Genomic DNA, 6,531 nt, shown 5'->3' with positions numbered 1-6,531 from the left:
TCAGGCATCTATTTTTTCAAAGGTCATTTTGCTTCTTTATAGGAATGCTCCATAAAATATTAAATTCAACAAGTATATGTAAAAAGTATTATATGAGTAATACTTGTTTGTAAACTGTTTTCCAATCTTATCATATCATATTATTTTGTCAAATACAATAAACCGATAATTTTAAACTAATTCTGAAAGCACAGTCTCTAAAGCCTTTTTGGATGTTAAAAAAGGCACAGTCCTTTGACCATGCCTAAACTAAAATAAAATTATTCTTGTGCTTATTTGCCCAATTTGCCCAAATCGATTGGCTGGATGCCGTACAAAGGCTGTATTGGCCCTATACCGTACTTAGCTACAACTATCGGACTTACACCGTACTTTAGAACAATATCGGGCTCGTCAATTACAACTCCATATTTAACTACAGGTACTGATGGTTGGTATGTGTAGCTTTTCTGACACTCAATTCTGAAAGCGGCCCCTCCCGTCATTTCCATGAGTTCCTCATCGGTCAGCTCTCTGCCGATGTCCATTTTCTTTGTTTCAGACATAATTTCACCCCCTCTTTAAATTGTTTTTATACTATTCTCCTCAAAAAGTATGCTTGTTTTATATTTTATCTGCATTCTTTTTAAGAAGAGATAGCTCCCGATTATGATGATAAAGTGCTTTCTGTCTGCCTCCACATTTCAAAGTAATAACCTTTTAAGTTTATTAGCTCCGTATGGGAACCGCCCTCAACAATCTCTCCCTCTTTTATCAGATATATATTGTCACAGCTTGCCACAGTACTCAATCTATGGGCTATCATAATAACCGTAACATCATCTCCAAAGGCGTATATTGCGTTCTTTATATGGTTTTCGGTAATGCTGTCAAGATTACTCGTTGCTTCGTCAAGTATCAAAATATCCGGCTTTTTAAGGAGTGCCCTTGCAATTGCAAGCCTTTGCTTTTGACCTTCGGAAAGGTTTGCACCGCTTTCATTCAAAAAAGTGTCGTATTTAAAAGGCAGCTCCTCTATGAAATCGTGGGCATTGGCCATTTTTGCCGCCTTGACTATTTCATCCATGTCAATGTTTTCGTTACCCAGACAAAGATTTTCTTTTACAGTTCCACTGAAAATAAAAACATCCTGGGAGACAAAGGCTATTTTCTTTCGAAGTACATCAAGGCTAATATCCTTTATACTGTGCCCGTTTATCAAAATCTCTCCGTTCTGGGGACTGTAAAAATTCATTAAAAGCTTTGCCAAAGTGGTTTTTCCGGAACCGCTCTCTCCCACTATGGCTATCTTTTTCCCGCAAGGTACCGTTAAATTTATATTTTTAAGCACAGGTTTTTTCATCCCGTAACGGAAATCCACATTTCTAAACTCAATATCACCTTTTAAGGATACAATGGAATCGTCATAGTCACATCTCAAATCCTTTTCACATGCAAGCTCAAGTATCTCCCCAAGCCTGTTGGATGCCACTACCGCTGTTTGTATCAAGGGCTGCAGATCAATTAAGTTTCTCACAGGTGTAAGAAAATATGTCAAAAGTGCATTAAAAGCAAGGAGCTGTCCTCCGCTCATATTTCCTTTGATGACATTGTATGCACCGGCCCAGAGTATCACAATGCCCCCAAGTCCTGCAACGATACCCGTCAGCGAAGAGAGATTTATGTGCAGCATTCCCTCTTTAAAGGAGCTTTTCATTACAGCTTCAATTTTAGTGCGGGTACTTCTTTCCGTTTGATCCTCAGCACTAAAAGATTTTATAGTCTCAATTCCTTTTACGGACTCTACCAGCGCTGAAGTTAATTTTGCATTCTCCTCCATTATTCTTCTGTTGGCATTTTGTATCGGTCTGTTAAATACGGTCACAATTATTCCATACAGCAATATGACAATAAAAGATATCAGAAACAAAAAAGAGTTTTGCATGTATAAAAGAACTCCTCCGGCTATGGCCATGACGGTATCGATCATTATGGTAAGGGTTGCTCCGGAAATTGCCTGGCGTATCTTTGAAGCATCCATAAATCTTGAAATTATCTCCCCCACCTTCCTGGAATTAAAGAAGCTCATAGGAAGCTTCAGCACATGGGAGTAATACTCCATCATTATTGACTTGTCAATGCTCATGCCCAGCTTTGTAACAAGTATGCTTCTATAATAATTGAGAAATACCTGAATCAAAAGCATAGCCGCAAATCCTACGGAAATCACATGGAGGTCGTTAAGCTTTTCAAATTTTATCAAATCGTCAAATAAAAACTTTATATAAAAAGAGCCTGCAAGACCTAAAGCCGTATATAAAAGGGAAGCTAAAAATATGCACAGCACAGTTCCTTTTAACGGCCTAAGAAACCCGGTAAATTTTATGAGCATATTCTGGGTATGATCCCCTTTTTGAAAGTTTTCACCGGGCTCAAGCAAAATAAGTCCTCCGGTCCATATTGAACAGAAATCGTCCATAGCATATTTGACAATTCCCTTGTCAGGGTCGGCAACCGTAATTACTCCATTTTTTATCGAATAAATCACCACAAAATGAGTAAGCCTGTTGTCTAAAATAACATTTGCAATGGCAGGAAGCTTAAAATCCTTCATCAAATCCTCTTTAGATGCCTTAAAGCCTTTCGCCGAAAATCCCAGTTGTTTTGCAGCATGAATCAGACCATAAGCATTCGTGCCATGGGTATCGGTGCCTGTCATCTCCCTTATCTTTGCAAGGGATATTTTTAATCCGTAATACCTGGCAACACTCGACAAACAGGCTGCTCCGCAGTCTGTCAAATCATATTGCCTTACGCATACATACTTTTTTTTGAGCAAACGCTTTGGCATTATCCCACTCCTAAGAGGCACTTGTAAGTATTTCATACAGGTCTTTGCTTACGTCTTCAAAGCTTTTATATTTTTTTCTTCCTTCTTCAAGAACCTCTAGAGCCTCCCTATTTCTTCCATTTTCATAAAGCAAAACCGCAAGGTCATAATAAGGATCTGTGAAGCTTTCGTCGGATAAATCAATTGCCTTTCTCAAATATTCTATTCCTTTATCCAGTTCTCCAAGTCTCCCTAATGACAATCCCATTCCCTTGTTTGCATAAGCACTGTCGGGATTTATTTTCAAAGCCTCTTCGTTTGCCTTTTTGGCATCAAGGTAATTTCCCAGCATAAAGCTTACATACCCGTAAAGCTCAAACAGTCCAATATCGCAGCAGCCCTTTTTAATTGCATTGGAAATGAGTATTTCAGCTAGCTGCAGATTACCGTTGTCCGCAAACTTTCTTGCTTTCGATATCATTGAGTCTACGTCCTCAATTCTGTCAAGCTGCTCTTTTGCCGTACTTATGGCCACATTATACGAACAGTATTTGTTTTCGGAATACACGCTTCCCTCCATTGTAAGCCTTGTATTAGAGCAGCCCCCAAGACATCGTTCTCCGAAAAAGCACTTTTTGCATAAACCTGAGAGTTTATCTTTGGTCATTTTTCTGTTCCAGCTAAAGCTTTCAGGATTCTCCCATATTTCCTTTATAGGTATCTCTCTTATATTTCCTTCAATAAAGCTTCTGTCTCTTACAGATGTACAGCCTAAAATATCGCCGTTATGGAGAATTCCAAGGCTGTATTTTCCGGCACCGCACCCAATCCAGCTGTAGTCTTTCATGCGTCCGTTATGGCTGTTTTTCCTTACTTCTATTTCTTTTAAATTAAAATATCCGATACAATCGGCCAACTGGACATCTATGTTATGCCCCTCTTTTACGGTCCGATAAGCAAATTCTATAACTTCGTCAATATGATAAGGCTGTGCCACAAGCTCGTTGTTTTTAGCCATATTACCCATGGGAAGTCCAAGCTGGAGCTGCCAGCCGCTGACCCCTTTTTCAATCAGGATGTCTCTAAGCTTTGGAAGCTCCTCGATATTTCTGTTGTTTATGGTCGTAATGGCCGAATAAAATATCTTTTTAGTCTTTAGAATATCGAAAGCATTCATTATCCTTTGAAATGAACCTTTTTTCCGAATAAAATCATGAGTGTCTTCAAGCCCGTCAATACTGATGGCAACTGTGTTGATTCCCGCTTCCACCGCTTTATCGGCAATTTCTTCATTCATCAGCCATCCATTGGTTATCATATTGGGAATTATTCCGTTTTCATTAAGTCTTTTGGCTATTAGGTGCCAATCCTTTCTTGTTGTAGGCTCACCGCCGGACAAAGTAATCCACTTAAAACCCAACTCACCCAATTCATCGCAAAGCTTTAAAGCTTCCTCGGTGGACAATTCTCCCTCCAAAGCATTCTCACAACTGGAGCCGCAATGCTTGCAGCGCATATTGCACCCCATGGTGATTTCCCAAACAGCAGTAATTGGATTATTCATTATTTACACACTCCTTAAAATCCAAAAAATTATATGAGATTAAATCTTAAGTTCGTAGTTAATTGGATAAATCGGGAAGAAGAGCAGAATAGATTGAAGCACATATAATGCACAACTTACATATCTTTATAGAAAAAAGTTTACTATCGCTTATGTCTGCAAAGAAAATATAAACTTGTAAATTTATTTTACACTAATAGACGCTGTAAGTCAAGAAATAGTTCCATCTTTTTACGCCTTTGATATGCATTCATTTAAATTTTTTCCCCGAAACTTCGGATAATATTTCGGCCGATAAATTTTATGCGGATTCTACTTCGATTTACCCTTTAACATAAAAAGCAGCCTTACCCGAAAATACATTAATGAGTAAAGCTGCTCTTAAGTTCCCCCTATACTGATATTTACTTTTCCAACTCAATACGATACATGACTTTCCAATCCGGTTCCGTAATGACAGTATAGAAAATAATCTGGGTTTTGGAAAAAGGCTGAATGCCTGCTCCAATTGACAAGTGCATACCGTTATCAACCTTGTCGATAATTTTTAACCTGGGTTTCGGCATCATATCCAACACCGTCTTGTGAATTTCTGCATCGGACAACACCGGGTCTTTTAGAGGCATAATATAAATACGGACAGTTTTATAATCAAACATTCCTCCAAATTTTTTAATGGCATCTCCTATTCTATTAATCTCATCATTAAGCGCACCTAAATGCTCTACAATATCTGCCGTTTCCTCCGACTCAATCTCGATACTCAAGCTTGAAATCAAACTATTTAAATAATCTGTCACTGTAGTCGAACCTTTAATCAACTCTTCAACATGAATAGTTATACAATCGCCATCGACTTCCCATGGATTGAGCTCTTCAAGTCCTGTAATTGTCTCATTAAGCTCTATTGCTGCCTGAGTGAAAGATATCAACTTATATTTGGCATTACTTATTGTATCGCAATTTCCAAAAGCCAAAATAATCTCATCATATTTTTTGAAATTATCTCTATAAAAATCTGCAATCGTCAATTCTTTTCCTATATCGCAATAAAGTGTGTCAACAAGACTATATTTGTGTTTTTTTCTGCCAATTATCTTAACAAAGATTTTAGTCTCACCTTCATTTTTCATATAAAGCAAAGTTTTTGATGCGTGCCAGTATTTAGTATCAAGGTAATAATAGTGAAAGCAATTTGGTAAAATTGAGTTTTCTTCAGAATCTATATAGCGGCCAAGCTCCGCTGTAGGTTTTGGATAATCTGTTGAAATAAAACCTTTTTCCTTATAGTCCTTAGTAATATTGCGTACTGCAAGATCTTCAAGTACCAGTTGGTATGAATCGCCAGCTTTCTCCCGAAGAAATTTAAAAGGATTTTTTTGAGCAACGATTCTTTCAGGTATTGTATTCCGTTATCCACAATATCCGCATATGATTTTGCCCAAACAAACTCTACATATCCCTTGGGTTTTCCATTTATCATATTAGCATAATAGTTATCGGTAACTTTTATATATTCATTGGCTTGCATATTCACTACAGTGTTTGTTCCTTTAATATCTATGATACTTGCAGCTACAAACTCTGCAACTGTTTCTTTCGTAAAACCGGGGGCATTATAGCTTGGGTCATTGTAGTATATATTTTGAAAATGGTGTGTTAGCTCATGGGCAAAAAGCAGATTCATATTGTCTATATCATCGGTAAAAGAAGTCCTGATAACAATATAAGGCAGAGAATACACTGAGCCAAATTCCTTGACTAAATCCTTTTCGCCCAAGCCTTTTAACATCTTTTTAAGCATTTCTTTCCAAAAAGTTATATCTCCATGATACCATGCTAATGCCTCCACTGTATCGGACGGTTCATAAATATAAGCAGGAAGAGCCTTTTTCATTGCACTTTCATCAATTCCGCATTCATCCAATACTTTTTTCATATGATTATAGCTGTCGGAGTTGATTTCGTTAAATTTATAATTCCATTCAATATTTAGAAAATCACTTATATCGTCTGCAATTTTTTCCATAGTACCAGCCAGTTGCTGAACAGTTTCACTGCTTACCGCCGATTTTCCCGTTTCGGTATACCAAATCAAAAACTTGCCGCCAGAAGATAAAATGGCTTTGTCAAGGACTGTTACATCATATCCTTCGGC

General features: G+C 37.7%; 4 protein-coding genes and 1 pseudogene. All 5 read right to left on the bottom strand.

Annotated elements, in window-relative coordinates; genetic code table 11:
• Positions 1–272: 272 nt before the first annotated feature.
• Entirely contained in the window at positions 273–545 is a 273-nt protein-coding gene (locus tag PLH43_RS12600) for a hypothetical protein (protein ID WP_324363655.1), read from the bottom strand.
• 101 nt (positions 546–646) lie between these two features.
• Positions 647–2,830 carry a peptidase domain-containing ABC transporter gene (locus PLH43_RS12595; protein WP_324363653.1) on the bottom strand — a complete coding sequence of 728 codons (2,184 nt, stop codon included), beginning with the start codon at positions 2,828–2,830 and terminating at the stop codon, positions 647–649.
• 10 nt (positions 2,831–2,840) lie between these two features.
• Positions 2,841–4,373 (bottom strand): radical SAM protein, encoded by a 1,533-nt coding sequence (locus tag PLH43_RS12590; RefSeq protein ID WP_324363651.1) that lies wholly within the window; start codon positions 4,371–4,373, stop codon positions 2,841–2,843.
• A gap of 404 nt (positions 4,374–4,777) precedes the next feature.
• Positions 4,778–5,506 (bottom strand): hypothetical protein, encoded by a 729-nt coding sequence (locus tag PLH43_RS12585; RefSeq protein WP_324363649.1) that lies wholly within the window; start codon positions 5,504–5,506, stop codon positions 4,778–4,780.
• Between the two features lie 89 nt (positions 5,507–5,595).
• Positions 5,596–6,531: pseudogene (locus tag PLH43_RS12580) on the bottom strand (hypothetical protein); the annotation flags it as partial.

The sequence above is a fragment of the Acetivibrio sp. genome (genome assembly GCF_035371925.1).
GTDB lineage: Bacteria > Bacillota > Clostridia > Acetivibrionales > Acetivibrionaceae > Hungateiclostridium.
This window is presented reverse-complemented; position numbering and strand designations above follow the sequence as displayed.

Coding starts and splice junctions, on each gene's coding strand:
- PLH43_RS12590 (WP_324363651.1), bottom strand. CDS start 4,373: ATGAATAATCCAATTACTGCTGTTTGGGAAATCACCATGGGGTGCAAT.
- PLH43_RS12595 (WP_324363653.1), bottom strand. CDS start 2,830: ATGCCAAAGCGTTTGCTCAAAAAAAAGTATGTATGCGTAAGGCAATAT.
- PLH43_RS12585 (WP_324363649.1), bottom strand. CDS start 5,506: ATGAAAAATGAAGGTGAGACTAAAATCTTTGTTAAGATAATTGGCAGA.
- PLH43_RS12600 (WP_324363655.1), bottom strand. CDS start 545: ATGTCTGAAACAAAGAAAATGGACATCGGCAGAGAGCTGACCGATGAG.